We start from the raw sequence: 23,633 nt of genomic DNA on the forward strand, positions 1-23,633 counted from the left end.
GGGCGGACATGCCTGTACGGTCCAACGAGTGGAACCGTTGACCGAGAAAGAGATCCGTTCGTCGTTCGTGAACGCGACGAAGGGTGACGCCGCGCGGCTCAAGCTGCCGCTGGACTTCGCCGAGACACCCTGGGACGACCTGGACTTCCTGGGGTGGGTGGATCCCGGGGCACCGCTGCGGGCCCATCTGGTGGTGCGCCGTGCGGACGGCCCGCTGGGCGTGTCCCTGCGGGTGCCGGCCGCGGGCCGGACCAGCGCGGTGAAGACCAGCATGTGCCAGATCTGCCTGACCGGGCACGCCTCGTCGGGCGTGACGCTGCTCGCGGCCCCGCTGGCGGGGGCGCGGGGCCGGGAGGGGAACACGGTCGGCATCTACGTCTGCGCCGACCTCGCCTGCTCCCTCTACCTGCGCGGCAGGCGCGTCCCCAGGCTGCGGGGGGTGCGCCACGACGAGACCCTCTCCGTCCCGGAGCGGGTGACACGCGCCGTCACCAACCTGGACGCCTTCCTCGCGCGCGTGACCGCGGGCTGAGCCCGGGGGGGGCGGCCCGGACGGGCCGCCCCCCGCGGGTCCCGCGGACCGGTCAGCGGAACGCCTGCTCGCCGGTGAGCGCCTTGCCGATGACGAGGGAGTGGACCTCGCTGGTGCCCTCGTAGGTGAGGACGGACTCCAGGTTGTTGGCGTGCCGCAGCACCGGGTACTCCAGGGTGATGCCGTTGGCGCCGAGGATGGTCCGGCACTCGCGGGCGATGGCGATGGCCTCGCGCACGTTGTTGAGCTTGCCGACGCTGATCTGCTCGGGCGTGATCTCGCCCGCGTCCTTCAGCCGGCCGAGGTAGACGGCGAGCAGCATGCCCTTGCCGAGCTCCACGGCCATGTCCGCGAGCTTCTGCTGGGTGAGCTGGTACGAGGCGAGGGAGCGGGCGAAGACCGTCCGGTCCTTCGCGTAGGAGATCGCGGTCTCCAGGCAGTCGCGGGCGGCGCCGAGGGCACCGAAGACGATGCCGAAGCGGGCCTCGTTGAGACAGCCGAGCGGCCCGGAGAGGCCGCGGGCGTCGGGCAGCATCGCGTCGGCGGGCAGCCGGACGTCCTCCAGGACCAGTTCGGCGGTGACGCTGGCCCGCAGCGACAGCTTCATCTTGATCTCGGGGGCGCTGAAGCCGGGGGTGCCGGCCGGGACGAGGAAGCCGCGGACGCCCTCCTCGGTGCGGGCCCAGACCACGGCGACGTCGGCGACGGAACCGTTGGTGATCCACATCTTGGTGCCGTTCAGGATCCAGTCGGAACCGTCCCGCTTGGCGTTCGTCCGCATCGCCCCCGGGTCGGAGCCGGCGTCGGGCTCCGTCAGGCCGAAGCAGCCGATGTACTCGCCCGCCGCCATCTTCGGCAGCCACCGCTGCTTCTGCTCCTCGGAGCCGTGCTTCCAGATCGCGTACATCGCCAGCGAGCCCTGCACGGAGACGAGGGAGCGCAGACCCGAGTCGACCGCCTCCAGCTCCATGCAGGCCAGGCCGTACGCCACCGCGCTGGTCCCCGCGCAGCCGTACCCGTCCAGGTGCATGCCGAGCACGCCCAGCTCGCCGAGCGTACGGGCGAGTTCGCGCGCCGGGATCTCGCCCTTCTCGAACCATCCGGCCACGTGCGGGCGCAGCTCGCGGTCCGCGACCGCGCGGACGGTGGCGCGGATCTCCCGCTCCTCGTCGCTGAGCAGGCCGTCGACGGCGAGGAGGGCGAGCGGGTGGACGGGGGTGGACGGCGAGGACTTCACGGGCGGCCTCCTGGCGGCTGTGACGAGGGTCGTGCTCGGCGTGGCGTGCCGAGCGTAGCCCCAGATTGGATTTTGGATCCAGTATTGAAAATCCGCCCCGCGCCCCCTACGGTCCGATTGGATCCAATCTCCAATCCGCTGGATCCAGGATCCGAGATCCACGATCCGATGTCAGGGGTCCACGATCCGCGATCCGCTGTCAGGGATCCACGATCCTGAGCATCGGTTCCACGATCCGGCGTACGGGATCCACCCTCCCGTACGCGCGATCCCCCATCCGACGGCCCGCCCACCCAGGGAGCGCGGAATGCACACGGACCACCCCCACGAGGCCGGCCCCGGCGCCCTCTCCGGCATCGTCGTCGCCGACTTCGGCCGGGTCCTCGCCGGCCCGTACATGACGATGCTCCTGGCCGACCTCGGCGCCGACGTGATCAAGATCGAACGGCCGGACGGCGGTGACGACACACGCGCCTGGGGCCCGCCGTTCGCGGACGGGCAGGCCACGTACTTCCTCGGGGTCAACCGGAACAAGCGGTCCGTCGCCCTCGACCTCACGGATCCGGACGGCCTGGCCGCGGCGCGGGCGATCGTCGACGGGGCCGACGTCCTGGTCGAGAACTTCCGCCCGGGCACCATGGAGAAGCTGGGCCTCGGCTTCGAGGAGGTCCGCCGCACCAACCCCGGTCTCGTCTACTGCTCGGTGACCGGCTTCGGCACCGACGGGGGCGCCGCACTGCCCGGCTACGACCTCCTCGTGCAGGCCATGGGCGGCCTCATGAGCGTGACGGGCGAGCCGGGCGGCCAGGGGACGAAGGCGGGGGTCGCGCTCGTCGACGTCATCACCGGGCTCCACGCCGGTCTCGGGGTCCTCGCCGCGCTGCGCCACCGGGAACGGACCGGCGAGGGCCAGCGCGTCGAGGTCTCGCTCCTGGGCTCGCTGCTCTCGGCCCTCACCAACCAGGCCGCCGCGCACCTCGGCGCCGGGGTCGTTCCGCGGGCGATGGGCAACCGGCACCCGAGCATCACCCCGTACGAGGTCTTCGAGGCGCGCGACCGGCCGCTGGTCCTGGCGGTCGGCAACGACCGGCAGTTCCGGGCGCTGTGCGAACGGATCGGCCGGCCCGGCCTGGCCGAGGACCCGCGGTTCGCCACCAACACGGCCCGCGTCGCCCACCGCGAGGAGCTGACGGCGGCGCTCGCCGGGCCGCTCGCCTCGCGCACGGCCGACGCCTGGTTCGAGGAGCTGACCGCCGCCGGCGTGCCCTGCGGCCCCATCAACGACCTGGCGGGCGCCTTCGCGCTCGCCGACCGGCTGGGGCTCGGCGCCCGCCTCCCGGAGGAGGCCGCCGGTCCCGGCCAGGTCGCGCACCCGGTCCGGCTCGGGGCCACCCCGCCCTCGTACCGCTCCGCTCCCCCGCGGCTGGGCGAGCACACCTCCGAGGTCCTGGCCGGGATCCCGCCGGCGGACGGCTCGGCCGCGGGCCGCTGATCCATAGGAAGATGACGGTCACCGACGGCGACGAAGGCCGCCGGTGCGCAGGCAACGCGGAGGGAAGGTCGGATCGATGAGCGGCGCGGTGGAGAGGCGACGGCCCCAGACGGCCCAGCAGTTCGTCCTGGGAGAGCTGCGGAGCGCCATCACCGGCGGCGAACTCCGCCCCGGCGCGCCCATCCGGCAGGACGCGCTCGCCGCCCGCCTGGAGGTGAGCCGGGTCCCCCTCCGGGAGGCCCTGAAGGCGCTGGAGGCCGAGGGCCTGGTCGTCCACCACGTCCACCGCGGCTATTTCGTCGCCGAGTTGTCCCTCGCCGACCTGGAGGAGATCTACCGCATCCGCGCCCTGCTGGAGACGGAGGCGGTCCTGCGGGCCATGGACCTCGGCCCCGAGGGCCTGACGGACACCCTGGAGGACATCCAGCGCGAGGTCGAGCGCGCCGCCGGGGCCGGTGACGTGACGGCCATGGCCGAGGCCAACCGCCGCTTCCACTTCACCCTGATCGACGCCTGCGGGATGCCCCGTCTCGTCCGCATGATCACCACCCTCTGGGACTCCACGGACGCGTACCGCTCCCTCTACTACACCGACCCCGGCCACCGCGACCAGGCCGTCCACGAGCACCGCGCGGTCCTCTCCTCGCTGCGCGAGGGCGACAAGGACGCCGCCGTGCGCCGGCTGGACGACCACCGCGCCCACGCGGTGGCGGCCCTGCGCGCGGTGCTGGCCCCGGAGGAGGACTGAGGCCCCGCCGGGAAATCCAGGTGCTCCCGCCCCGTCCCGGCTCCTAGGCTCCGCGCATGGAATCCCGCGACCCGCGCCCTCTGCTCAACGTCGTCGACGTCGAGGCCACCTGCTGGGACACCGCCCCGCCGCCCGGCCAGACGAACGAGATCATCGAGATCGGTCTGACCGTCGTGGACCTGGCCGCGGGCGAGCGGATCGGCCGCCACCGCATCCTGGTGCGCCCGGCCCGCTCGCGCGTCGGCGCGTTCTGCACCGAACTGACCGGCCTCACCCAGGCGGAGGTGGACACCGGCCTCGACTTCGCGGCCGCCTGCCGCCTCCTCGCCCGGGACCACGCCGCCGGGGTCCGGCCCTGGGCGAGCTGGGGCGACTACGACCGCAAGCAGTTCACCCGCCAGTGCGAGGCGACCGGCACCCGGTATCCCTTCGGCCGCGATCACACCAACGCGAAGGCGGTGTTCACCGAGGCCCACGGCCTGCGGCGCCGCCCGGGCATGGCCCAGGCCCTCGCCCACGCCGGCCTCCCCCTGGAGGGCCGCCACCACCGGGGCGAGGACGACGCCTGGAACATCGCGGCCCTGATCCTGGACCTCTCGCGCCGGAGCGCCTGGCCGTCCGCGGGCTGAGCTACACCCGCGGCCCGACACCGAGAACCGCCCAGACGGTCTTGCCTCCGGGGTGGTACGGGACGACTCCCCAGCCGTCGGCGAGCGCGGCGACCAGCGACAACCCCCTGCCCCCGTCCCCCTGACGCTCCCCCGCGCCCACCACGGCGGGCGCGGCGGGCCACCGGTCGCCGCGCGCGTCGGTGACCTCGACGCGGAGGACGCCGGCCGTCGTGTCCAGCGCCAGCCCGAGCCGGAAGTCACGGCCTCGCAGCCCTCCGTGGAGCACGGCGTTCGCGGCGAGTTCGGCCACGACCTGCTCGGCACGCTCCGTGAGCCCCTGCGGCACGCCCCAGAAGTGGAGTTCCGTCAGCGTGAGGAGCCTGGCCAGACGGGCACCGCTCCGGGTCGACGAGATCAGCTGACTGAACACGCGTACGGTAGAGGTCGGTTGGGGTGAGGTCTGGTTCATGGGGCCACAGTGACGGCCGCACGCCACGACCCGCGAGAGCCGCACCCCGTACGCGCCGTCAGCGTACGGGCACCCATGGTGGACAGTACGAGCCCCGTCCCGTCACTCTGAGTAGGCCGACCGCGGGAGCTGCCGCGGGTGCACGTGGAGGTGGCGGCGTATGAGCATCGTCGAGGCCGAGGGCGACGACGAGTGGGGGGCCGAGGACGGGGAGCGGGAGCCCGACCCTTCGGACAGTCTGCGGACGTTCGGCGCCGTCGTCCAGGCCCTGCGCGAACACGCCGGACTCAGCCGGGCCGAGTTCGCGGAGCTGGTCCGCTTCTCCAGACACACGGTGGAGTCGGTGGAGTTGGGCCGGAGGATGCCGGACGAGGCGTTCGTCGACCGGGGCGACGCGGCGCTGGGGAACACCGGGGCGCTGCGGAGGTCCGCCCCCTTCCTCTCCCGGGCCGAGGCGGGCCTGGCGGTGTGGTTCCGGCGCTGGGCCCGCCTGGAGAAGGTGGCGGTGAGCCTGTGCACGTACGAGTGCCGGCTGGTGCCGGGGCTGTTGCAGTCGGAGGCGTACGCGAGGGCAGTGTTCGACAACAGCATCCCGCTCCTGACGGAACGGCAGTTGGGTACCCAGCTCGCCGCGCGACTGCAGCGGCAGAAGGTGTTGTGGGAGCGACCGACGGTGCCGTTCAGCTTCATCGTGGAGGAGCACGTCTTCCGCCGGAGGCTGGGTGGGGCCGAGGTGCAGCGGAGCATGCTGGACCTGGTGCTGGAACTGAGCACGTCGCGCAATGTGACGCTGCAGGTGGTCCCGCTGGAGGCGGAGTTCCACGGCTGCCTGGACGGGTCGGTGCAGCTGCTCGAAACCCCGGACGGACGACGGCTCGGGTACTCGGAGGGACAGCAGAACGGACGCCTGATCACCGACCCGAAAGAGGTGCGACTGCTCCACCAGCGCTATGACACACTGCGCTCGCAGGCCCTCCACCCGAAGGAATCTCGGGGCCTGCTGGAGCGACTGCGAGGAGAACTATGACTACCCCGAAGGAACTCGCCTGGTTCAAGTCCAGCCACAGCGGCACCCAGGGCGACAGCTGCGTAGAGGTCGCCGTCGCCGGACAGGCCGTGCACGTCCGGGACTCCAAGGACGTCGGCCGCCCCGCCTTCACGGTCGGCCGCGAGGGCTGGGGACGGTTCGTGTCCTTCGCTTCGGAGAAGTAGCGTCCGTCCCCGCCGCGCGGCTCGGCCGGCAACCCGGCCTTCACTCGCCCGCGCGGCGGGCCCGCGGTGGTTCGTCCTCACCCTTCCTCGGTCGTGGTGGTCCTGCGGCGGCCGTACGCCTCGAAGACGCGCGCTTGCTCCTGCTTGCGCACCCGGCCCAGTTCGATGGGAAGAAGCCCGTGGGGGCGGCCGAGAGCACGGAGGATGTCGTCGAAGTACGGCACGGGCGTGTGGCCGGGGCCGATCACGAGCGACGACAGGAGGAGGCCCTCCGCGGGGGCACGCCTGTCCACCGCGACGAGGAGCGCCGTGCGTTCGGCGTCGGTGAGCAGCCCCGGGTCCATGCCGGCGGCGACGGCCAGCGCGTTCCAGCCCAGGCATGCCTCACGGGTGGCGGCCTGGATCAGCGCTCGCCTGACGTCGTCGACCTTGCCCTTCAACCGCTTCGTCAGGCCGTACCGGCCCGCCGCGGGCCCGGCGGTCCCCGGGACGGAAACGTTCCAGTTCTTCGCCGCCGCGTAGACCCGGTCACGTTCGAGGGGCCAGGCCGCGTCCGTGGACGGGACGGCCGCGCTGGGCGTCCATCCCAGCGCCTTGAGCACCGCGCCGAACATCGCGTCCGGGCCGTCCTTCCCTTTCTCCTTCACCAGCGCGGACAGCACCGGCTTGCCCGGCTTCCACGGGGAGTCGATCGCGACGAGCAGGTGGAACCGCGTCGTCACGGAGATCGTCGTGTGCAGGATCCCCTGGCCGGCCAGGAGGCCCTTCCACGTGATCAGCCCTCGCCCCTTGGCCATGAGCTTCAGGTGCTTCCGTAGCTCCGCGACGAGCTTCGGGTCCGGCTCGCCGTCCGGGCCGGCCTCGTCCGTCCGAGCCTCGTCCGTCCGAGCCTCGTCCGCCCGGGCCTCGTCCGCCCCGGCCTCGTCCGCCCCGGCCTTGTCCGCCCGGGCCTCGCGGACGGGCCGCTCCGTCGCCGTGGCGCGTTGTCGCGCCGAGTACCGCCAGAGGTGGTCGACCTGGGCCTCCGTCAGGTCTTCGCCCATCCCGTGCGCCGCGAGGACGTCCGCGAAGAAGGAGGCGGGACCCGGAGCCGCGTGGGCCGACTTCACCACCGCGGCGAGGAACGGTTCGCCGGGGGTGTGGGGGGTGTCGACCGCCACCAGGATCCGGACACGGTCGGCCGGGGTGAAGTCGCCCGGCACGGCGCCCGCTTGAGCGACCAGCGTCTCCCAGTCGATCAGCCCGCGCGCCCGCCGGACCTGTTCCAGCTTCGTACGGAAGGCGGCGACCATCGCTTCCTCGGTCGTCGCCGGAGGCCGTGCCGGTTCGGGAGGGGCAGCCGGACGCAGGTCGGGCCAGCGTGGATCCGCGCGGTGCGGGAGCGGGGTCGCCGCGTCGGCTCTTATCAGCCATCCGCCCTCTTCGCGCGGGCACAGGTGGGCGACACCGGTGAGGACGTGGATCGCGTGCGGCGGCGGAACCGGTGCCTGGCTCGGCAGGCCGATCCGTCCGCGGGTCGCGGCCGACCCTTCGGGCTGCACGTCGGCCTCGTAGAAGCGCGTGCGGTCCGTCCGTGCCGATGGGTCCTCCACCGCTCCGGTGAACGCGACGCTTCCGGGCCGGAGCGGGAAGGCCGGCCCCGCCGGGGATGCGGGCACGGGATCCGCCGTCGCGGCGAGGGCGGGCGTGATGACGCCGGCGTCCGTCAGCCGGCACTCGGCGAGGGTCGCCCACGCGACGGGGTGGCCGGGGCGCTGCGTCCCGACGTACACCTTCCGGGTGCCCTGCTCCGTACGGCAGGACAGGCGGACGGCGTGGCCGCTCACCTCGACCTCGTTGTGCGCGAGGCCGCTGTCGGGGCCGTACGCCCAGTGGACGCCCCGCGGGTGCCGGAGATCGAGCCGCTCCCGGTCGCTCCGCCAGGTCTTCAGCTCCGCGCGCCCCATCTGGACCCGGATGAGCCGTCCCCCGCCGAACCGGACCTCGACGGCGCCACCGGGGCCGGACCCCAGGTCCGGGTAGGTGACGCTCGCCCCCGGGTGACCGCAGGAGCGGGACAGCCACTCCTGGAGGGCCTTGCCGATGTACAGGTGGTCGGCGCTGGACTCGCCGTTCGCGGTGCGCCGGCAATGGACGGGAGGCCGGTGCGCGAAGTGGCACTTCTTCTCCAGGTAGCGCTTGGCGGTGAGCTTCTTGCCACAGCCTCCGAGGAGGATCCCGCAGTAGAAGTCCTCGCGGGAGCGCCCCCGCATGAAGATGTCGAAGTCGTCGTGGTCGAAGGGGAGGAAGGCGGGGACATCGGATCCGGACCGCCCGAGGACGGCGGTCTGGACCTTGCGGGTGTCTTCCTCGTCGGCGGACGGGGACATGACGCGGCTCCGGGTGGGTGCGGGGTGTTCGGGGAGCGGGGGGGAGCGGGGGGGGAACGGACGGGGGTGGGGCCGGGGCCGGGAGACCGACGCCCCGGTGGAGGGTACGCGGGCGCGTCCCGGCCCCGTGCCGTCAGCTCGACGTGGTGGCGCCGGTGAGGCGCACGACGGCCAGATCGCCTTCGGTCATGCCCCTGGAGCCGGAGAACACCCATGCCGCGGGGCTGGCTGCGGCGGGGATCCTGTAGACGAAGACGGCGTCGCGTTCGAACCCGGGCTGGACCTCCTCGCCGCAGGCGTCGGCCTCGTGGTTGGCCTTGACCAGGAACGCCTCGTCGATGAGGTCGAACTTCCGCCCCTCGGCGTCGACGAGGCCCTGGGAGATCCCGCCGCCGCACACGGGGTCGAAGGAGTCGGTGCCGTCGTTCTGGACGGTCGTCTCCACGATCGCGAACTTGGCTCCCGCGCCGGCCTTGAGGATCTTGTCCGAGCCGAAGTCCTCCAGGGTCACCGTCGCGGCCTCGCCGACCTTCCTGACGACGACGGTCGCCCCGCCGCTCTTCGCCTTCTCGCCGGTGACGAAGGTCCGGGCGGTGGGCGTCGGGCTCGGGGTCGTCTCCGGCTCCCGCGGGGGATCGGCGGGGTACGTACGGGTGTCCTGCCATATCGACGGGGTGGCCGTCGGTGCGGCGGCGTCCCGGACACCGGCGCCGTCGCCGTCGGTGCCTCCGACGAGAGCGGCGGTGACTCCGGAGGACACGCCGGCGACGAGCACGGTCCAGACGGCCACCAGGACCATGGCGCGGCGGGAGGGACGCGGTCCGACGGGTGCGGGAACCGGAGCGGCCGGGAGGGTGGGGTCTTCCGTGGGCTTGGGCGGGATCATGGCAGGAGACTCCTGGGGTGCGGGTCCGTCGGCAAGAGGGGCGGGGCTGTTTCGGGGCGCTCGTCGCGCGCGTGGGGGGTGACGGCCTGATCCCGCTGGTCCGCTCCCCCTGCTGGCGCGAGAGACGCCCAGGGGGCCGGCGGGCGGCGCTCGTTCAGGCTTCCGTATCTCCCCCGCGCCGGCGGAACGCCCGCTCGGCGAGGCCGCTGGAGAGCCTCCCCGTCGCCGATCTGGCCCGGCCGAAGGTCTCGGTGCCGAGGCGACGGGCGGCGTCGATGTTCTCCGCGCCCTTCTCCAGCGCCTTGTCCCTCGCTTCCACGGCCGCCTCCTTCCAGCGCCGCGCCTCCAGCTCCTCCCGGTCCCGCTCGATCCCGAGCCGCCCGTGGAAGTCGACGACGGCGACCTCCACGTGGTTGCGCGCGTGCACCACCTCGCGGGACGTGGTCGGGTGCAGCAGCACCTTCGCGTTGGCCGTGCCGGCGGCCGTGTGCATCCTGCCCACCAGCCGCTCGGTGCTCTCCGAGAGGAGTTCCATGCGGTTCTTCCGTGCGGCCCGGAGCCCGAGGCGGTGCGCGTCCAGCCGCTCCGGCTCCGTCGCCCGCACCCGGTCGAGTTCGAGCACGGCGAAGGCGTCCTGGAGCCGGGAGCAGTGCGCCAGCACGGCGAGCCACTCCCGTGCCTGGGCCTCGATCCCCTTCGACGCCCTGGCGAGGTCACCGACCTTGCTCTTGCTCGCCGTCCTCTCGGCGAGCGCGTCGAGCCGGCGCAGCGCGTACGCCTGGGCCTCGGCGATCGTCGTCGAGGTGTTCTGCACCTTCGACCACGTGACCCCGGAGACCCCGCCCACCCGCTCCCGGACGGTGAGGGCCTCCTTCAGCACGAAGTCCACCCCGATCACGCGCGCCAGCGCCTGGTCCTCCTGGGCGCGGAGCACGTCGTCGACCTTCTCGTCGATCGTGGCGAGGTAGTCGGCGATCTCGTCCATGGCCTGCTGCATCGCCAGTTGGGCCAGGACCGTCGCCACGCCGGCGAGCCGCGCCGGGCCGCCGCGGAGCGGTCCGCCCTTCGCGAACTCGACGAATCCCTTGGCCTGGCCCCTGGGGCCCTTCAGCACGCCCGTCTCGAGTCCGGTCGTCGCGCTCTTCCTCAGCCCGATCCTGTCGATCCGCCGCGCCGACTCCTTGGACAGTTTCACCCAGCGACCCGAGCCGGCGGCGATGTCGGCGCCCGCTCGGGCGGCTCCCGCCGCGTCGCCGAGGACGGCGCCGAGACGGCGTGTTCCGGGGCCGTTCGCCGGCAGTCCCTCCGAGACGAGGAAGCGTTCGACCGCCGCCGGATCGCCCAGGACCGCCAGGCCGTCGCCGTCTCTGAACAGCTGGATCTCGTCGTCCACGGTCCGTCCCCTCCCCGAGTTCAGCCCAGCCTGCCACAAGGGATTTCGCGCCGCGGGCGATCGGCGTGAGGGGGTGACGCGCCGACCGGCGCGCGGACGGCTGCGGTTACCCTGACGCCCCGGACACGAGGAGGAAGCATGGCGCGGATGCCGTCGGCGGAACGACGCCGGCAGCTGGTCGAGGCGGCGATCAGGGCGATGACCAGGGACGGGGTGGCCAGGACCACCACCCGGTCCATCGCCGCCGAGGCCGGGGTCTCGCTGAGCGTCTTCCACTACTGCTTCGATTCCAAGCAGGCTCTCCTCGAGGCCGCCATCGAGACGATCATCGGCGACTACGTGGCCCGGGTGCTGAAGGCGGTCGAGCCGCGGGCGACCCTGCGCGAGACGGTGCGGGCGGCGCTGCGGACGTACTGGGAGGACGTGACCGCGCATCCGGGCGAGCACATGCTGACGTACGACCTCACCCAGTACGCGCTGCGGGAGCCCGGCTTCGAGCACCTGGCGCGGGCGCAGTACGACCAGTACGTGCGGTCGGCGACGGTGCTGGTGGAGCAGGTGGGCGCGGTACGGGGCGCGGAGCCGAAGGTTCCGGTGCCCACGCTGGCCCGTCACCTGGCGGCCGCGGTGGACGGGATGACGCTCCAGTACCTGGTGCTCCGCGACGAGGAAGCCGCCCTGGAACAACTGGAACTGACGGCTGATCAGCTGGTTCGGCTGATCGAGGGCTGACGGTCGGCCGGTGCGGGACGGGGGGCTCCTCAATCGTTAGTAGGTCATTTGACCCGGACTCTTGACTCAGACCTCTGTCACCGCGATTCTCGGGGCGCCCGGTACACCCCCACCGACCGGAGGCTTCCCGACCATGAGCCCACGCACCACCCGTAGTCGCTCCCCCTTCCGCGGGACACGCCGCCTCGGTCTCGTGTCCCTCTTCCTCGCCCTGGCGGCCGTGCTCTTCGGCGCCGCCCCGGTCCCTGCGGCCGGTTCCCCCTGGTGGGAGCCGACCGCCCGGCCCGCGACCGATTCGCAGGTCAACGCCACGGGCGCGCCCTTCACCGGCACCGACGCCCAGGGGCGGGTGCGCGGCTTCGTCGACGCGCACAACCACGTGATGTCCAACGAGGGGTTCGGCGGCCGGCTGATCTGCGGCAAGCCCTTCTCCACGGCCGGCGCGGCCGACGCCCTCAAGGACTGTCCGGAGCACTATCCGGACGGTTCCGGCGCCCTGTTCGAGAACCTGACCGGCGGCGCGAACGGCAAGCACGACCCGGACGGCTGGCCGACGTTCGCCGACTGGCCGGCGCACAACTCGCTGACGCACCAGCAGAACTACTACGCCTGGCTGGAGCGGGCCTGGCGGGGCGGTCAGCGCGTGCTCGTCAACGACCTCGTCTCCAACGGCCTGTTGTGCTCGATCATGCCCCGGGACCGCGGGTGCGACGAGATGGAGGCCATCCGCCTGGAGGCCCGCAAGACGTATGAGATGCAGGACTACGTCGACTCGATGTTCGGCGGCCCCGGCAAGGGCTGGTTCCGCATCGTCACCAGCGCCGACCAGGCGCGGTCGGTGATCGAGCAGGGCAAGCTCGCCGTGGTCCTCGGCGTGGAGACCTCGGAGCCGTTCGGCTGCAAGCAGATCCTCGACGTGGCCCAGTGCGACAAGGCGGACATCGACCGCGGCCTGGACGAGCTGTACCAGATCGGCGTGCGCAGCATGTTCCTGTGCCACAAGTTCGACAACGCGCTGTGCGGGGTCCGCTTCGACAGCGGCACGACGGGCGTCGCCGTGAACATCGGCCAGTTCCTGTCCACCGGCACCTTCTGGTCCACCGAGCAGTGCGCGGGTCCCCAGAAGGACAACCCGATCGGGCTCGTCGCGCCCGCCGCCATGGCGGAGAAGCTGCCCGCCGGGGTGAGCGTGCCGAACTACGCCTCCGACGCCCGCTGCAACACCCGCGGCCTCACCAGGCTGGGCGAGCACGCGCTGCGCGGGATGATGGACCGGGGCATGATGCTCGAACTCGACCACATGAGCGTGAAGGCGGCCGGCCGGGCGCTGGACATGCTGGAGGCCGAGGAGTACCCGGGCGTGCTCTCCACCCACAGCTGGATGGACCTCGACTGGACCGAACGCCTCTACAAGCTGGGCGGGTTCACGGCGCCGTACATGCACAGCGCCGGCGGCTTCATCGGCGAGGCGAACGGGAAGGCCGAGCTGCGCGAGAAGTACGGCGTCGGCCTCGGATACGGCACGGACATGAACGGTGTCGGCGGCTGGCCCGGCCCGGTCGGCCCGGAGGCGCCGAACGCCGTCACGTACCCGTACCGCAGCTTCGACGGCGGCACCGTCCTCGACAAGCAGGTGACCGGCGAGCGGACCTGGGACCTCAACACGGACGGCGCCGCGCACGCCGGTCTCGTGCCGGACTGGATCGAGCAGATCCGGCTGACCCCGGGCGGCCCCGAGGTCATCGGGGACCTGGCGCTCGGCGCCGAGTCCTACCTGCGGACCTGGCGGGCGACCGAGCGGCACGAGCCGGGCGAGAACCTGGCGTCGGGCGTGCCCACCTCGGCCAGCTCCACCGAGTGGCACCCGTTCACCAGCTACGCCTCCGGGCGCGCCTTCGACGGTGACACCGGGACCCGCTGGGCGAGCGACTGGTCGGACGACCAGTGGCTCCGGGTGGACCTGGGCGAGGTCCGGCGCGTCGGCCGGGTGACCCTGGACTGGGAGCGGGCCTACGCCCGCCAGTACCGGATCGAGGTCTCCGAGGACGGCGCGAACTGGCGCACGGTCTGGTCGACGGAGGCCGGGGACGGCGGCTACGACACGGCAGAGTTCGCCTCCACGCCGGCCCGGTACGTCCGCGTCCACGGGGAGCGGCGGGCCACGCAGTGGGGCTACTCGCTCTACGAGGTGACGGTCACCCGCTCCTGAGCGGACGCGGGTGACGAGGAGGGGCCGGCCGGATCGACGAGGATCCGGCCGGCCCCTCCGGCGCGCGCGGGGGTGTCAGCCCGCCGCGGGGGGCGTCCAGTCGGCGGGGATCCTGGCGAGCCGGACCCGCTGGGGGTGGTCGCCGACGTCCACGGTCGCGACGCGCTCGCCGGTGGCGAAGTCGATGGCGCTCACCCGGTCGGCCCCGCTCTCCGAGACGACGCAGGCGCGGCCGTCGCCGCTCACGGTGGCCCAGTAGGGCTTGCTGGTGGGCACGAGCGGGCCCTGCTTCAGCGTCTCGCGGTCGACGACGGTGGCGTAGTCGTCCATGGTGCCGGCGACGCACAGCTTGCGTCCGTCCGGGCTGATGGAGAGCCCGTGGTGGCGCGAGTCGTTGACCCAGGTGGTGCGGTCGGGGTCGGTGGCGGGGCTGCCCGGCAGGGACTTCAGCCGGGTGACGCGGTCGCTCTCGATGTCGTACTCCAGGAACCCGTTCAGGAAGGAGACCTGGAAGTAGAGCTTCTTCTCGTCGGGGGTGAAGACGAGGGGGCGGACGGCGTCGGAGAGGTCGTCGCGGCCGAAGGCGTCGAGGCGGGAGCGCATGTCGATCACGCGGACCGTCTCGAAGGTGGTGGCGTCCACGACGGTGATCTTCCGGTCGCCCTTGGTCCAGTCGAGCCAGGGCGCGTCGAGGGCGGTGGTGACCTCGCCGATGGACATGTTCCAGAGGCGGCCGTCGGAGGTGAAGACGTTCTCGTGGGGCTTGTCGCCGGTCTTGAAGCTGCCGAGCTGGCGGCCGGTGGCGATGTCGAGGACGTGGACGGTGTTGGCGGTGGAGGCCGAGACGGCGACACGGGTGCCGTCGGGCGAGACGGCCATGTGGTCGGAGCGGTAACCGGCGACGGGGAAGCGCCAGTTGACGCGCCCGGTGCGCAGGTCGAGGGAGACGACGTCGGCGAAGCTGGGCCGGGAGACGACCATGGCGGTGCCGTCCGGGGTGGCGTACATGTCGTCCACGAACTGGTCGTGGCCCTCGCCCGGTCCGCTGCGGACGCCGAGGAAGAACGCGAGCTTGACGGGGTTGAGGTAGATCTCGCGGAGGCGCTCCTCCTTGTCCGGGATCACGTTCATCCGGCCGATGCGGTGGAAGTCGCCGCGGGCGGCGATGACATCGGCGGTGCCGTCCCAGTTGTTGCCGACGAACATCACCTCGCCGAGGGGCGCGCCGGCGGCCCCGGACGCGACGGGCGGGGGCGCGGCGACGGCGGGGGCGAGCAGCGAGAGGGACGCCGTCAGGCAGGTGGCGAGGGCGACCGCGAGACGGCGGGTCCGGGTCGTACGAGCCGAGGGCATGGGGGAGCCTTCTTCCTTGCGGGGACGATGACTTACCGGAGGTAACTCGGAGGTAACCACGGACCCGCCGCACCCACAAGACGTCTTCCGCACCCCGTTCACCGGGGGCGCGCGGGGCTCCTCGCGCGACCCTTCGCCGGGCCCTCGCCCCGGCCCCGCCCGCGCTCCGGCCGCCCCTCGTACCGGCCCCGCCCGCGCTCCCGCGCCTCGGCTCCCCGACCCCGCCCGTCCCCCCGCCGCCGCGGATGGGAGATCATGGAACCGTCACCCTCAGAAGGGACGGAACGGACGATGAGGCACCGCAGTGTCGCGGACCTGATGACCCCTACGGCGGTCGCGGTCCAGCGCGGGACCCCGTTCAAGGAGATCGCGCGGCTCCTCGACGAGTACGGCATCACGGCGGTGCCGGTCGTCGACGAGGAGAACCGGCCGGTGGGCGTGGTCTCCGAGGCGGACCTGCTGCGCCGGCACACCGCCAAGGACGGCCCCAGCACCGCCGAGGCGATGATGTCCAGCCCGGTGCACACCGCCCGCCCCTCCTGGACCGCCGTCGAGGCGGCCCGGCTGATGGAGCGGCACCGGGTGAAGCGGCTGCCGGTCGTGGACGCCGGCGGGCGGCTCATCGGGGTCCTCAGCCGCAGCGACCTGCTCCAGCTCTTCCTGCGCCGCGACCGCTCGATCCAGGAGGAGATCCGCGAGGACGTGGTCGTCCGCATCCTCGGACTCTCCCCCGCCGCCGTCCACATCGACGTCGACGAGGGCCGGGTCACCCTCAGCGGCACCGTCGGGCGCGGGGAGCTCGTCCCGCTGCTGCGGCGCCTGTGCGAGTCCGTGGACGGCGTGGTCGAGGTCGTCGACCACCTGACCGTGGAGCCTCCCGAGGAGTGAGCGACGGCGGCCGGACCCGGGCGGGGTGCCGGGAGGGGGCCGCGGCGCGGGGCGGCCCCGCGGGGGCGTGGCGCTCCCGCGGGGCCGTGGTCCGCTGGACGGCGGGCTCCTCAGGAGACCGCCTCCGGCCAGCCGTATCCGGGACCCGTGCGCCGCGGTACGGTCCCGGCGCCCACCGCCTCCATCTCGCGGTTCGCCTCCCGCATCAGCTTGCCCGCCAGGTCCTTCATGGCCCGGCTCGCGGCCAGCTCGTCGCCGATCACCGGCACGTCCGTGTCCGCCGGGTTGCAGCGGGCCGATCCGTGTCCCGTGAAGGTCGCCGTCCCCGTGTCGAGCCGGGCCTCGGCCTGGGTCCGGCCCGCCTCCTCGTTCAGTTCCAGGCCGACCCTCCACTCCAGGTTCCGCGTCATGGTCTGCCTCCTCGCACGCCGGTCGGCGCCGCCGGTGCCGTACGTGCCCGGGGCGCTGCTCCCCCGTCCCTTCCAGGATCCGCCCATGGGGGCTCCGGCGCACGCGGCGGCCCGGGCGGACGACGGGTGGAGGCGGGTGTTCCGCCGCGGAGGGGCGGGAACCACCCCCGGCACGGGGACTTCACGGCGAAGGGGAACCGCTATGGCCGCCCGGTTCGGCGCGCGCAGACGGCTGGAGGTGCTCCAGGTGGCCGTCGCCGGCCTCGGGGTCCCCGCGAGCCTCGGGATCGGTGCGGTCCTGGGCGCGAGCGGCCTGCACGTCGGCGTCGGACTCGCGGCGACCGCTCTCGTCCTCATGGCCACGGCCACCGCTCTCGCGAAGCTGGACGCCCTGCTGTCCCGCTACCCCGCGCCGCCGTCGCAGAAGCGCCGCCGCGCCCGCCGCCCGGACGACGGCGCCCCGGGCGGCACCGGACCCGGCGGCGGGGACGACTGGCTCTGAACGCGCGGGGCGGGCCGGGAGCCGCCCGTCGACGCGCCCCAACGCCCTTGGACCAGACCTTTGTTGCCCGCCCCGCCCCGTCTGGATACGATCACCCCGGGTCGTGACTGGCGCACGTGGAGCACCACAGGGAAGCGGCCCTCCCCCTCGGACACGACGCCGACCGCCTGGGCGTCCTCCCCCATCGGCGCGATCGATCCGAGCTGGTGCGGGAGGCGGAGCGGGCCTCGGGCCGGCCGGCCGCCGCGTCGTTCGAGCACGTCTCCCCGGCCGGTGCCGCCCTCGCGGGCCCGGTGGACGAGGCGACCGCCCGGCCGTACGGCGTGGACCCCGCCCGGGTGGGCGCCCTGGCCGGTGCCTACCTCCGGGCCCGGGACGCCGACCCGAAGTCCTCGTACGGGGACTTCGCCGCCGTCTCGCGCGAGGTGGACCTCGAACTGGCGGACCTGCTGGCCGGGGTCGTCTCGGACGGGATCGTCGCCCCCGGGTACGCGCCCGGCGTCCTGGAGGTCCTCGCGAGGAAGAAGAACGGCGGCTTCCTGGTGATGGAGGCCGATCCGGGCTTCGCGCCGCCGGACGAGGAGGCCCGCGAGGTCTTCGGGATGCGGCTCGTCCAGGACCGCGACCGGAGCCCGCTCACCCCGGAACTCCTGACGGACGTCCCCGTCGGCGCGCTCTCCGACGCGGCCCGCGCCGACCTCCTCCTCGGGCTCGCCGTGCTGCGCCACACCCAGTCCAACTCGGTCTGCTACGTCCGCGACGGCCGGACCCTCGGCATCGGCGCCGGCCAGCAGTCCCGGGTCGACTGCACCCGCCTCGCGGGCGCCAAGGCGGACACGTGGTGGCTGCGCCGGCACCCGCTCGTCCAGGGCCTCGCCTTCCGGCCCGGCGTCCGCCGGCAGGACCGGATCAACTGGCAGGTCCGGCTCGCCGAGGGCGACCTCACCGCGGACGAGCGCGCCCGCCTCCGCTCCGCCGTCACGACGGACCCCGGCGACCTGGGCCCGGACGCGCGGGCCGCGTGGCTGGCCGGGCTGACCGGGGTGTCCTTCGCGTCGGACGGCGCGCTGCCCTTCCGCGACAACGTCGACCACGCCCACCGCCACGGCGTCACGGCCATCGCCGAGCCCGGCGGTTCGATCCGCTCGGCCGAGGTCGAGGACGCCTGCCGGGAACTCGGCGTCACGCTCGCGCGGACGGGCCTGCGCCTCTTCCACCACTGAGCCGCCGCCCGGTCGCCCTCCGCCCCGCGCCCCCGCGGCTCACCCCGCCGGACGGTCCGGGAGGCGGAAGCCGTCGAACAGGTCGTCCATGCCGCGCAGGGCCAGGCGGGTCGGGGTGGCGAGGACCGCCAGGTCGCGGGCCGTCGCCGCGAGGGGGTGGCGGAGGGCCCCCAGGCGGCCGACCCGGCGGGCGCGGACGCGCACGGCGTCGGCCCGGTCGCGGCGGGCGGCCGTGTAGGCGGCGAGAGCGGCCGGAACGCCGTCCGCGTCGCCCCCGGCCCCACCGGAGGCCCCCGGACCTCCGGTGTCCCCGGCCGGGAGGAGGTGGGCGAGGACCACCGCGTCCTCGATGGCCTGGCAGCCGCCCTGGCCCAGGTTGGGGGCCATGGCGTGGGCGGCGTCGCCGAGCCAGGCGATCCGGCCGTGGTGGAGGCGCGGGAGCGGGGCGGCCAGTTCGTGGAGGTCGTGGCGGAGGACGTCGGCGGCGGGGAGGCGGGCCACGCGCTCCAGCAGGGCGGGAATCGGGTCGTGCCACGTGCCGAAGCGGCGGAGGAGCTCGGCACGTGCGTCGGCCAGGTGGGCTCCGGCCGGGACGACGGCGGTGGCGTAGAGGTAGAACCGGCCGTCGGAGAGCGGGGTCACACCGAACCGCTCGCCCCGCCCCCAGCTCTCGCTCATGGCGTCGATCCGCAGGTCGGGGGCTTCCACGAGGGCCCGCCAGGCCGTCTCGCCGAGATAGCGCGGGCCGGGGTGGGCGGGGAAGTGCGCGCCGCGCAGCGGGCCGTGGATCCCGTCGGCGGCGACCACCAGGTCCGCGGGCAGGCCGGGGCCGTGCTCCGTCCGCACGACGGGGCGGCCCGCGGCGTCGTCGACGCCGAGCACGGTGGTGCCGTGGCGGAGCGCCCCCGCCGGGAGCGCGGCGGCCAGTGCGGCGGTGAGGGCGGGGCGGGGGACGGCGATCGGGGGCATGCCGTAGCGCGCCGCCATGTCGGCGGTGCGGACACGGGTCAGCCACCGGCCGTCGGCCCGGCGCACGCCCATCGACTCGGGCACGGCCCCGCCGGCGGCGCGGGTGACGTCGACGCCGACCGCGTGGAGCGCGCGCAGCGCGTTGGGCGCGAGGCCGATGCCGGCTCCGGTGACGGGGGGTTCGGGGGCGCGTTCGCAGACGGTGACCCGCCAGCCCCGGCGGTGCAGCCCCACGGCGGCGGTGAGCCCGCCGATCCCGGCTCCGACCACGACCGCACGACGTCTCGTCATGGAGCCGCCTCCTTCCGTTCCGCCCACCCGCTGTCACCGCGAACCCGCGGCCGCCGCCTCGTTCGCGCGCGTCCGGCCACCGCTCACGGAACGGTCCGTGATCCAGTATCGGGCGGGGCGCGGCCGGTGCGACGGCCGGGACCGCGGGATCCGGCGGAGGGCGTCAGGGCCGGGAGGCGCCGGACGGGGTCACTCCGGGGAGTGCCGGTCGGGCGTGGCGTGCGCGAGGAGGAACTCGGTCGCTCCGGCGATGGCCTCCGCGTAGGTGCCGTGGACGGGCTCGGACTCCTTCTCCCGCTGGTCCGCGGCGGTGGCGGTGTACCACCAGGCGTCGGTCTCGGCGTCGTGGTGCACGACGGCGGTGCCGCCCGCGTAGTGGAGCGGGATGGACTCGCTGGTGGACTTCCTGACCACGGCGTGGGGCCACTTGAGCCGGGCGGACTGCCGCTTGATGCCGCCCCAGGCGGCGCCGAGCTGCGCGTAGTTCGCCCCGCTGCGGCCGGCGACGGTGGCGGCGCTCTCCGCGAGGCGGTCGACGGACTGCTTGGCCTCGTACAGCGCCCGCAGGAGCGCGAGCTGCACGTCCGGCGCCGCCATGAGCACGGGGTCGTGCGTCTTGCCGGCCGCGCGGTAGGCGAGCAGGCGGGTGGAGATCCGCTCCGCCAGGGCGCGCACGGCGTCGTGGACCTCCTCGTCCATGGTGAACGCGTCGTCCTGGGTGGGCTCGTTCCAGGGAGGTTCCACCAGGTTCGAGACGGCGGTCCAGAAGTCGTCGTCACTCTTGTCGGGGGTCGGGATCCCAGCCACATCGTTCATGCGACAAGCCTACCTGTCGGAACCATATTTCGACAGTTTTTACTGTCACATCGCTCCGCTCCGCCGTGTCGGCCGGCCACCGGCGGCACCCCGGGAGCGGCGTGTGGGACGGTGGGGGCATGCCGGTTCCCGTGATCCTCGACTGCGACCCCGGTCACGACGACGCCTTCGCCATCCTGCTGGCCGCCGCCCACCCCGCGATCGACCTGCTCGCCCTCACCACCGTCGCGGGCAACCAGACCCTGGAGAAGACCACGCTCAACGCCCGCCGGGTGTGCGCGGTGGCCGGGATCCGGGGTGTGCCCATCGCGGCGGGCCGGGACCGGCCCCTGCACGGGGCGCGCCGGACCGCCGAGAACATCCACGGCGACTCGGGGCTGGACGGGCCCGGCTTCGGCGCGGGCGAACCGGACGTGCCGCAGGACCCGCGCGACGCCCTCGCCCTCGTCCGGGACACCCTGCTGGCGCACCCGGAACCGGTGACGCTCGTGCCGACCGGGCCGCTCACCAACATCGCCGCCCTCCTCCTCGCCCACCCCGAGCTCGCCGGCCGGATCGCGCGGATCGTGCTCATGGGCGGCTCGACCGGACGCGGGAACACCACGCCCGCGGCCGAGTTCAACATCCTGTGCGATCCGGAGGCGGCGGACATCGTCTTCCGCAGCGGCCTGCCGGTGACCATGTTCGGCCTCAACGCGACCCATCAGGTCCGGGCGACCGCCGAGGTCGTCGCCCGGATCGCGGCGCTCGGCACCCCGCTCAGCGCGCTCTGCGTCGAGCTGCTCACCTACTTCGCGTCCACCTACCGCGAGGTGTACGGCTTCGACGCGCCCCCGCTGCACGACCCGCTCACCGTCGCCCATCTGATCGACCCGTCGCTCGTGGGCCTGGTGCGCGCGGCGGTGACGGTGGAGCTGAACGGCACGTACACCCGGGGCGCGACCGTGGTGGACCTGCACGGGGTGACGGGCCTGCCCCCCGCCGTCGAGGTCGGCACGGACGTCGACACGGACCGGTTCTGGGACCTGATCGTGGAGGCCGTACGGACCCTGGGCGACGCCTCGGGGCGTTAGACCGTCCCGTTCGGATCCCGCCGGGCCGGCTCAGGCTCCACGGGAGACGCGGCCGCCCCGTCAGGCGCGGCCCGCGGCCTTCTGGCTGCGGCGGGACAGCGAGTCGACGACCACGGCGGCCAGCAGCACCGCGCCGGTGATCATGAACTGGACGGCGTTGCTGACGCCCATGATGTTCATGCCGGACTGGATGGAGCCGATGACGAGCGCGCCGAGCAGGGCGGACCAGACGGAGCCGCGTCCGCCGAAGAGGCTCGTCCCGCCGATGACGGCGGCCGCGATCACGTTCATGAGGAGATTGCCGCCGCCGGAGGTCTGGCTCGCGGACTGGATCTGTCCGGCGAGGAAGAGGCCGCCGACGGCCGCCATCGTGCCGGCGACGGTGAAGACGCTCATGCGGACGAACGGCACACTGATGCCGGCCCGCCGGGCTCCCTCGATGTTGCCGCCGACGGCGAAGATCTGGCGCCCGTAGCGGGTGCGGCGCAGCACGAAGTCGAGGATCACCAGCAGGACCAGGAAGATCAGCAGCGCGAGCGGGAGCCCCCGGTACTGGTTGAGGATGTACGCGGCGGCGAAGGCGATCGCCGCGATGACGGCGGTCCGCAGCACGATCTCGGCGAGCGGACGGTACGGCACCCGGGCGGCCCGCCGGCGCCGGGCGTCGAGCAGCCCGGCGAGCAGGAACAGCCCGACGCCCACCGCCGCCGTGACGTAGGCGGCGGCCGGGCTCTCGAAGATCGTGGAGTAGAGCTCGGAGACGATGCTCTCGCTGGGGATGTTGACCGTGCCGCTGGTGCCGAGCACCTGCAGCATCAGCCCGTTCCAGGCGAGGTTGCCCGCCAGCGTGACGACGAAGGCGGGCACGCCCACCTTGGCGAAGAAGAACCCGTGGATGAGTCCGACCGCCGCTCCCCCGGCCAGGGCGACCAGCAGCGCCAGCCACTCGTTCATGCCGTTGATGACGTTCAGCACGGCGAAGATCGCCGCGCACAGGCCGCTGACGGAGCCGACGGACAGGTCGATCTCGCCGAGCAGCAGGACGAAGACGATGCCGACGGCGATCATGCCCGTGCCGACGATCTGCTGGCTGAGGTCGGAGAGGTTCTGCGCGGAGAGGAAGGCGCTGTCGAGGCTGCCGAAGACCGTCCAGATGATGACGACGGCGACGACGACGGGCAGCGAGCCGAGTTCGCCGCTGCGCAGCTTGCGGCGGAACTCGCCCGCGTACCCGCGGAAGCCCTCCTCGCGGACGATCAGCCGGCTGTCGACCGCGGGCATCGCCTCGGGGGCGGGCTGCTGGGCGGCGGCGTCCGGGCCGGGCCGGCCGTCGCGGTCCCCGGGGTCACGGCCGTGCGCGCCGCGGTGGCCGGAGTCGCTCATCATGGCGTCTCCTCCCCGCGTGCCTCCCGCTCCTCGCGTTTCCGGGCCTGGCGCCGGGTGACGGCGCTGTCGGAGGCGCCCGTGATGGCGGAGATGATCTCCTCGGTGGTGGTGGAGCGCCGGTCGAAGAAGCCGTTGTTGCGGCCGAGGCGCAGCACCGCGATCCGGTCCGCGACCGCCATCACGTCCACCATGTTGTGGCTGATCAGGATGGTGCCGAGGCCGTGTTCGCGGAGGCGTTCGACGAGGTCGAGGACCTCGGCGGTCTGCTCCACGCCCAGCGCGGCGGTCGGCTCGTCCAGGATGACGACCCTGGGGTCGCCGATCAGCGAGCGGGCGATCGCCACGGTCTGGCGCTGGCCGCCGGAGAGCGACGCGACGGGGATCCGAACCGACGGGATCCGGATGGAGAGCGTCTCCAGCAGTTCGCGGGAGCGCTGTTCCATGCGGACCTCGTCGAGCACGCCGAAGCGGCGCAGCTCCCGGCCGAGGAAGAGGTTGCCGACGACGTCGAGGTTGTCGCAGAGGGCGAGGTCCTGATAGACGGTGGCGATGCCGAGGTGCTGGGCGTCGTGCGGCCGGTGGATGGAGACCGGCCTGCCCTGCCACTCGATGACGCCGTCGTCGGGCGGGTTCACCCCGGCGATCGCCTTGACGGCGGTCGACTTGCCGGCGCCGTTGTCGCCGACCAGGGCGACCACCTCACCGGCGTGGACCTCCAGGTCGAAGTCCGACAGGGCCTGGACCGCGCCGAACCTCTTGGACACCCCCCGCAGCATGAGCACGGGTGCTTCGGACAACGTCGACCGCCTCCTCGGCGGGAGCGGGCACCAGC

The 23,633-nt window shown here is 73.6% G+C and carries 23 protein-coding genes and 1 riboswitch; of the genes, 12 read left to right on the forward strand and 11 right to left on the reverse strand.

Going from position 1 to position 23,633, the window contains the following annotated elements:
* Positions 1-28 precede the first annotated feature (28 nt).
* Positions 29-532: an FBP domain-containing protein gene (locus ACFVU3_RS29915; protein ID WP_390071056.1), complete on the forward strand. Its 504-nt coding sequence runs from the start codon at positions 29-31 to the stop codon at positions 530-532.
* Positions 533-584: 52 nt separating this feature from the next.
* On the opposite strand, the gene ACFVU3_RS29920 is transcribed toward ACFVU3_RS29915, so the two are convergent.
* Complete coding sequence (locus ACFVU3_RS29920; RefSeq protein ID WP_390071058.1) at positions 585-1,769, reverse strand: acyl-CoA dehydrogenase family protein; 1,185 nt, start codon at positions 1,767-1,769, stop codon at positions 585-587.
* 307 nt (positions 1,770-2,076) lie between these two features.
* Here ACFVU3_RS29920 and ACFVU3_RS29925 point away from each other — a divergent pair, with 307 nt between their 5' ends.
* The 3 genes from ACFVU3_RS29925 to ACFVU3_RS29935 all read left to right on the forward strand — a co-directional run bounded on the left by ACFVU3_RS29925 (position 2,077) and on the right by ACFVU3_RS29935 (position 4,638).
* Positions 2,077-3,261 carry a CaiB/BaiF CoA transferase family protein gene (locus ACFVU3_RS29925; protein WP_390071061.1) on the forward strand — a complete coding sequence of 395 codons (1,185 nt, stop codon included), beginning with the start codon at positions 2,077-2,079 and terminating at the stop codon, positions 3,259-3,261.
* Between the two features lie 76 nt (positions 3,262-3,337).
* The gene (locus ACFVU3_RS29930; protein ID WP_390071063.1) at positions 3,338-4,009 is read left to right on the forward strand and encodes a GntR family transcriptional regulator; all 672 of its coding nucleotides are present in this window, start codon (positions 3,338-3,340) and stop codon (positions 4,007-4,009) included.
* Positions 4,010-4,065: 56 nt separating this feature from the next.
* On the forward strand, positions 4,066-4,638 hold the full coding sequence (locus ACFVU3_RS29935) for an exonuclease domain-containing protein (protein WP_390071065.1): 573 nt from the start codon (positions 4,066-4,068) through the stop codon (positions 4,636-4,638).
* Between the two features lies 1 nt (position 4,639).
* Here ACFVU3_RS29935 and ACFVU3_RS29940 read toward each other — a convergent pair whose 3' ends face one another.
* On the reverse strand, positions 4,640-5,089 hold the full coding sequence (locus tag ACFVU3_RS29940) for an ATP-binding protein (protein ID WP_390071066.1): 450 nt from the start codon (positions 5,087-5,089) through the stop codon (positions 4,640-4,642).
* Between the two features lie 160 nt (positions 5,090-5,249).
* Between ACFVU3_RS29940 and ACFVU3_RS29945 the strand changes: the two genes are divergently transcribed.
* Both ACFVU3_RS29945 and ACFVU3_RS29950 read left to right on the forward strand, forming a co-directional pair.
* Positions 5,250-6,116 (forward strand): helix-turn-helix domain-containing protein, encoded by an 867-nt coding sequence (locus ACFVU3_RS29945; protein WP_390071068.1) that lies wholly within the window; start codon positions 5,250-5,252, stop codon positions 6,114-6,116.
* Positions 6,113-6,301 carry a DUF397 domain-containing protein gene (locus tag ACFVU3_RS29950; protein WP_390071069.1) on the forward strand — a complete coding sequence of 63 codons (189 nt, stop codon included), beginning with the start codon at positions 6,113-6,115 and terminating at the stop codon, positions 6,299-6,301. The genes ACFVU3_RS29945 and ACFVU3_RS29950 overlap by 4 nt, the downstream gene beginning before the upstream one ends.
* Positions 6,302-6,378: 77 nt before the next feature.
* On the opposite strand, the gene ACFVU3_RS29955 is transcribed toward ACFVU3_RS29950, so the two are convergent.
* The 3 genes from ACFVU3_RS29955 to ACFVU3_RS29965 all read right to left on the reverse strand — a co-directional run bounded on the left by ACFVU3_RS29955 (position 6,379) and on the right by ACFVU3_RS29965 (position 10,949).
* The gene (locus ACFVU3_RS29955) at positions 6,379-8,670 is read right to left on the reverse strand and encodes a competence protein CoiA family protein (RefSeq protein ID WP_390071071.1); all 2,292 of its coding nucleotides are present in this window, start codon (positions 8,668-8,670) and stop codon (positions 6,379-6,381) included.
* A gap of 133 nt (positions 8,671-8,803) precedes the next feature.
* Entirely contained in the window at positions 8,804-9,556 is a 753-nt protein-coding gene (locus ACFVU3_RS29960) for a DUF4352 domain-containing protein (RefSeq protein ID WP_390071072.1), read from the reverse strand.
* Between the two features lie 154 nt (positions 9,557-9,710).
* Complete coding sequence (locus ACFVU3_RS29965) at positions 9,711-10,949, reverse strand: hypothetical protein (RefSeq protein WP_390071074.1); 1,239 nt, start codon at positions 10,947-10,949, stop codon at positions 9,711-9,713.
* Between the two features lie 138 nt (positions 10,950-11,087).
* Here ACFVU3_RS29965 and ACFVU3_RS29970 point away from each other — a divergent pair, with 138 nt between their 5' ends.
* Both ACFVU3_RS29970 and ACFVU3_RS29975 read left to right on the forward strand, forming a co-directional pair.
* Positions 11,088-11,681 carry a TetR/AcrR family transcriptional regulator gene (locus ACFVU3_RS29970; RefSeq protein ID WP_390071076.1) on the forward strand — a complete coding sequence of 198 codons (594 nt, stop codon included), beginning with the start codon at positions 11,088-11,090 and terminating at the stop codon, positions 11,679-11,681.
* A gap of 133 nt (positions 11,682-11,814) precedes the next feature.
* Positions 11,815-13,890: a discoidin domain-containing protein gene (locus ACFVU3_RS29975; protein WP_390071078.1), complete on the forward strand. Its 2,076-nt coding sequence runs from the start codon at positions 11,815-11,817 to the stop codon at positions 13,888-13,890.
* Positions 13,891-13,965: 75 nt separating this feature from the next.
* On the opposite strand, the gene ACFVU3_RS29980 is transcribed toward ACFVU3_RS29975, so the two are convergent.
* Complete coding sequence (locus ACFVU3_RS29980) at positions 13,966-15,243, reverse strand: YncE family protein (RefSeq protein WP_390071080.1); 1,278 nt, start codon at positions 15,241-15,243, stop codon at positions 13,966-13,968.
* A gap of 291 nt (positions 15,244-15,534) precedes the next feature.
* Between ACFVU3_RS29980 and ACFVU3_RS29985 the strand changes: the two genes are divergently transcribed.
* A complete protein-coding gene (locus tag ACFVU3_RS29985; protein ID WP_390071082.1) occupies positions 15,535-16,131 on the forward strand; it encodes a CBS domain-containing protein in 597 nt (198 codons plus the stop codon).
* Positions 16,132-16,241: 110 nt separating this feature from the next.
* Here the strand turns inward: ACFVU3_RS29985 and ACFVU3_RS29990 are convergent, their stop codons facing one another.
* Positions 16,242-16,541 carry a DUF1876 domain-containing protein gene (locus ACFVU3_RS29990; protein WP_390071083.1) on the reverse strand — a complete coding sequence of 100 codons (300 nt, stop codon included), beginning with the start codon at positions 16,539-16,541 and terminating at the stop codon, positions 16,242-16,244.
* A gap of 202 nt (positions 16,542-16,743) precedes the next feature.
* Here ACFVU3_RS29990 and ACFVU3_RS29995 point away from each other — a divergent pair, with 202 nt between their 5' ends.
* Together ACFVU3_RS29995 and ACFVU3_RS30000 are read left to right on the forward strand one after the other, a co-directional pair.
* A complete protein-coding gene (locus tag ACFVU3_RS29995) occupies positions 16,744-17,043 on the forward strand; it encodes a hypothetical protein (RefSeq protein WP_390071085.1) in 300 nt (99 codons plus the stop codon).
* A gap of 93 nt (positions 17,044-17,136) precedes the next feature.
* Positions 17,137-17,223: riboswitch (ZMP/ZTP riboswitch) on the forward strand.
* A gap of 26 nt (positions 17,224-17,249) precedes the next feature.
* Positions 17,250-18,266: a phosphoribosylaminoimidazolecarboxamide formyltransferase gene (locus ACFVU3_RS30000; protein WP_390071086.1), complete on the forward strand. Its 1,017-nt coding sequence runs from the start codon at positions 17,250-17,252 to the stop codon at positions 18,264-18,266.
* Positions 18,267-18,305: 39 nt separating this feature from the next.
* On the opposite strand, the gene ACFVU3_RS30005 is transcribed toward ACFVU3_RS30000, so the two are convergent.
* Entirely contained in the window at positions 18,306-19,526 is a 1,221-nt protein-coding gene (locus tag ACFVU3_RS30005) for an FAD-dependent monooxygenase (RefSeq protein WP_390071088.1), read from the reverse strand.
* A gap of 189 nt (positions 19,527-19,715) precedes the next feature.
* Positions 19,716-20,342 (reverse strand): hypothetical protein, encoded by a 627-nt coding sequence (locus ACFVU3_RS30010; RefSeq protein ID WP_390071090.1) that lies wholly within the window; start codon positions 20,340-20,342, stop codon positions 19,716-19,718.
* A 119-nt stretch (positions 20,343-20,461) separates the two neighbouring features.
* Between ACFVU3_RS30010 and ACFVU3_RS30015 the strand changes: the two genes are divergently transcribed.
* Positions 20,462-21,415 carry a nucleoside hydrolase gene (locus ACFVU3_RS30015; protein WP_390071092.1) on the forward strand — a complete coding sequence of 318 codons (954 nt, stop codon included), beginning with the start codon at positions 20,462-20,464 and terminating at the stop codon, positions 21,413-21,415.
* Between the two features lie 60 nt (positions 21,416-21,475).
* Here ACFVU3_RS30015 and ACFVU3_RS30020 read toward each other — a convergent pair whose 3' ends face one another.
* On the reverse strand, positions 21,476-22,696 hold the full coding sequence (locus tag ACFVU3_RS30020; protein WP_390071164.1) for a sugar ABC transporter permease: 1,221 nt from the start codon (positions 22,694-22,696) through the stop codon (positions 21,476-21,478).
* Between the two features lie 101 nt (positions 22,697-22,797).
* Positions 22,798-23,577: an ATP-binding cassette domain-containing protein gene (locus ACFVU3_RS30025; RefSeq protein ID WP_390071165.1), complete on the reverse strand. Its 780-nt coding sequence runs from the start codon at positions 23,575-23,577 to the stop codon at positions 22,798-22,800.
* Positions 23,578-23,633: the final 56 nt, after the last annotated feature.

The organism is Streptomyces sp. NPDC058052 (assembly GCF_042885515.1).
Classification (GTDB): Bacteria; Actinomycetota; Actinomycetes; order Streptomycetales; family Streptomycetaceae; genus Streptomyces.

Excerpts from the sequence above, each read along its gene's own strand:
- ACFVU3_RS29925 (WP_390071061.1), top strand. The coding sequence starts at position 2,077 with ATGCACACGGACCACCCCCACGAGGCCGGCCCCGGCGCCCTCTCCGGC.
- ACFVU3_RS29930 (WP_390071063.1), top strand. The coding sequence starts at position 3,338 with ATGAGCGGCGCGGTGGAGAGGCGACGGCCCCAGACGGCCCAGCAGTTC.
- ACFVU3_RS29935 (WP_390071065.1), top strand. The coding sequence starts at position 4,066 with ATGGAATCCCGCGACCCGCGCCCTCTGCTCAACGTCGTCGACGTCGAG.
- ACFVU3_RS29940 (WP_390071066.1), bottom strand. The coding sequence starts at position 5,089 with ATGAACCAGACCTCACCCCAACCGACCTCTACCGTACGCGTGTTCAGT.
- ACFVU3_RS29945 (WP_390071068.1), top strand. The coding sequence starts at position 5,250 with ATGAGCATCGTCGAGGCCGAGGGCGACGACGAGTGGGGGGCCGAGGAC.
- ACFVU3_RS29950 (WP_390071069.1), top strand. The coding sequence starts at position 6,113 with ATGACTACCCCGAAGGAACTCGCCTGGTTCAAGTCCAGCCACAGCGGC.
- ACFVU3_RS29955 (WP_390071071.1), bottom strand. The coding sequence starts at position 8,670 with ATGTCCCCGTCCGCCGACGAGGAAGACACCCGCAAGGTCCAGACCGCC.
- ACFVU3_RS29960 (WP_390071072.1), bottom strand. The coding sequence starts at position 9,556 with ATGATCCCGCCCAAGCCCACGGAAGACCCCACCCTCCCGGCCGCTCCG.
- ACFVU3_RS29970 (WP_390071076.1), top strand. The coding sequence starts at position 11,088 with ATGGCGCGGATGCCGTCGGCGGAACGACGCCGGCAGCTGGTCGAGGCG.
- ACFVU3_RS29975 (WP_390071078.1), top strand. The coding sequence starts at position 11,815 with ATGAGCCCACGCACCACCCGTAGTCGCTCCCCCTTCCGCGGGACACGC.
- ACFVU3_RS29980 (WP_390071080.1), bottom strand. The coding sequence starts at position 15,243 with ATGCCCTCGGCTCGTACGACCCGGACCCGCCGTCTCGCGGTCGCCCTC.
- ACFVU3_RS29985 (WP_390071082.1), top strand. The coding sequence starts at position 15,535 with ATGAGGCACCGCAGTGTCGCGGACCTGATGACCCCTACGGCGGTCGCG.
- ACFVU3_RS29990 (WP_390071083.1), bottom strand. The coding sequence starts at position 16,541 with ATGACGCGGAACCTGGAGTGGAGGGTCGGCCTGGAACTGAACGAGGAG.
- ACFVU3_RS29995 (WP_390071085.1), top strand. The coding sequence starts at position 16,744 with ATGGCCGCCCGGTTCGGCGCGCGCAGACGGCTGGAGGTGCTCCAGGTG.
- ACFVU3_RS30005 (WP_390071088.1), bottom strand. The coding sequence starts at position 19,526 with ATGACGAGACGTCGTGCGGTCGTGGTCGGAGCCGGGATCGGCGGGCTC.
- ACFVU3_RS30010 (WP_390071090.1), bottom strand. The coding sequence starts at position 20,342 with ATGAACGATGTGGCTGGGATCCCGACCCCCGACAAGAGTGACGACGAC.
- ACFVU3_RS30015 (WP_390071092.1), top strand. The coding sequence starts at position 20,462 with ATGCCGGTTCCCGTGATCCTCGACTGCGACCCCGGTCACGACGACGCC.
- ACFVU3_RS30020 (WP_390071164.1), bottom strand. The coding sequence starts at position 22,696 with ATGCCCGCGGTCGACAGCCGGCTGATCGTCCGCGAGGAGGGCTTCCGC.
- ACFVU3_RS30025 (WP_390071165.1), bottom strand. The coding sequence starts at position 23,577 with ATGCTGCGGGGGGTGTCCAAGAGGTTCGGCGCGGTCCAGGCCCTGTCG.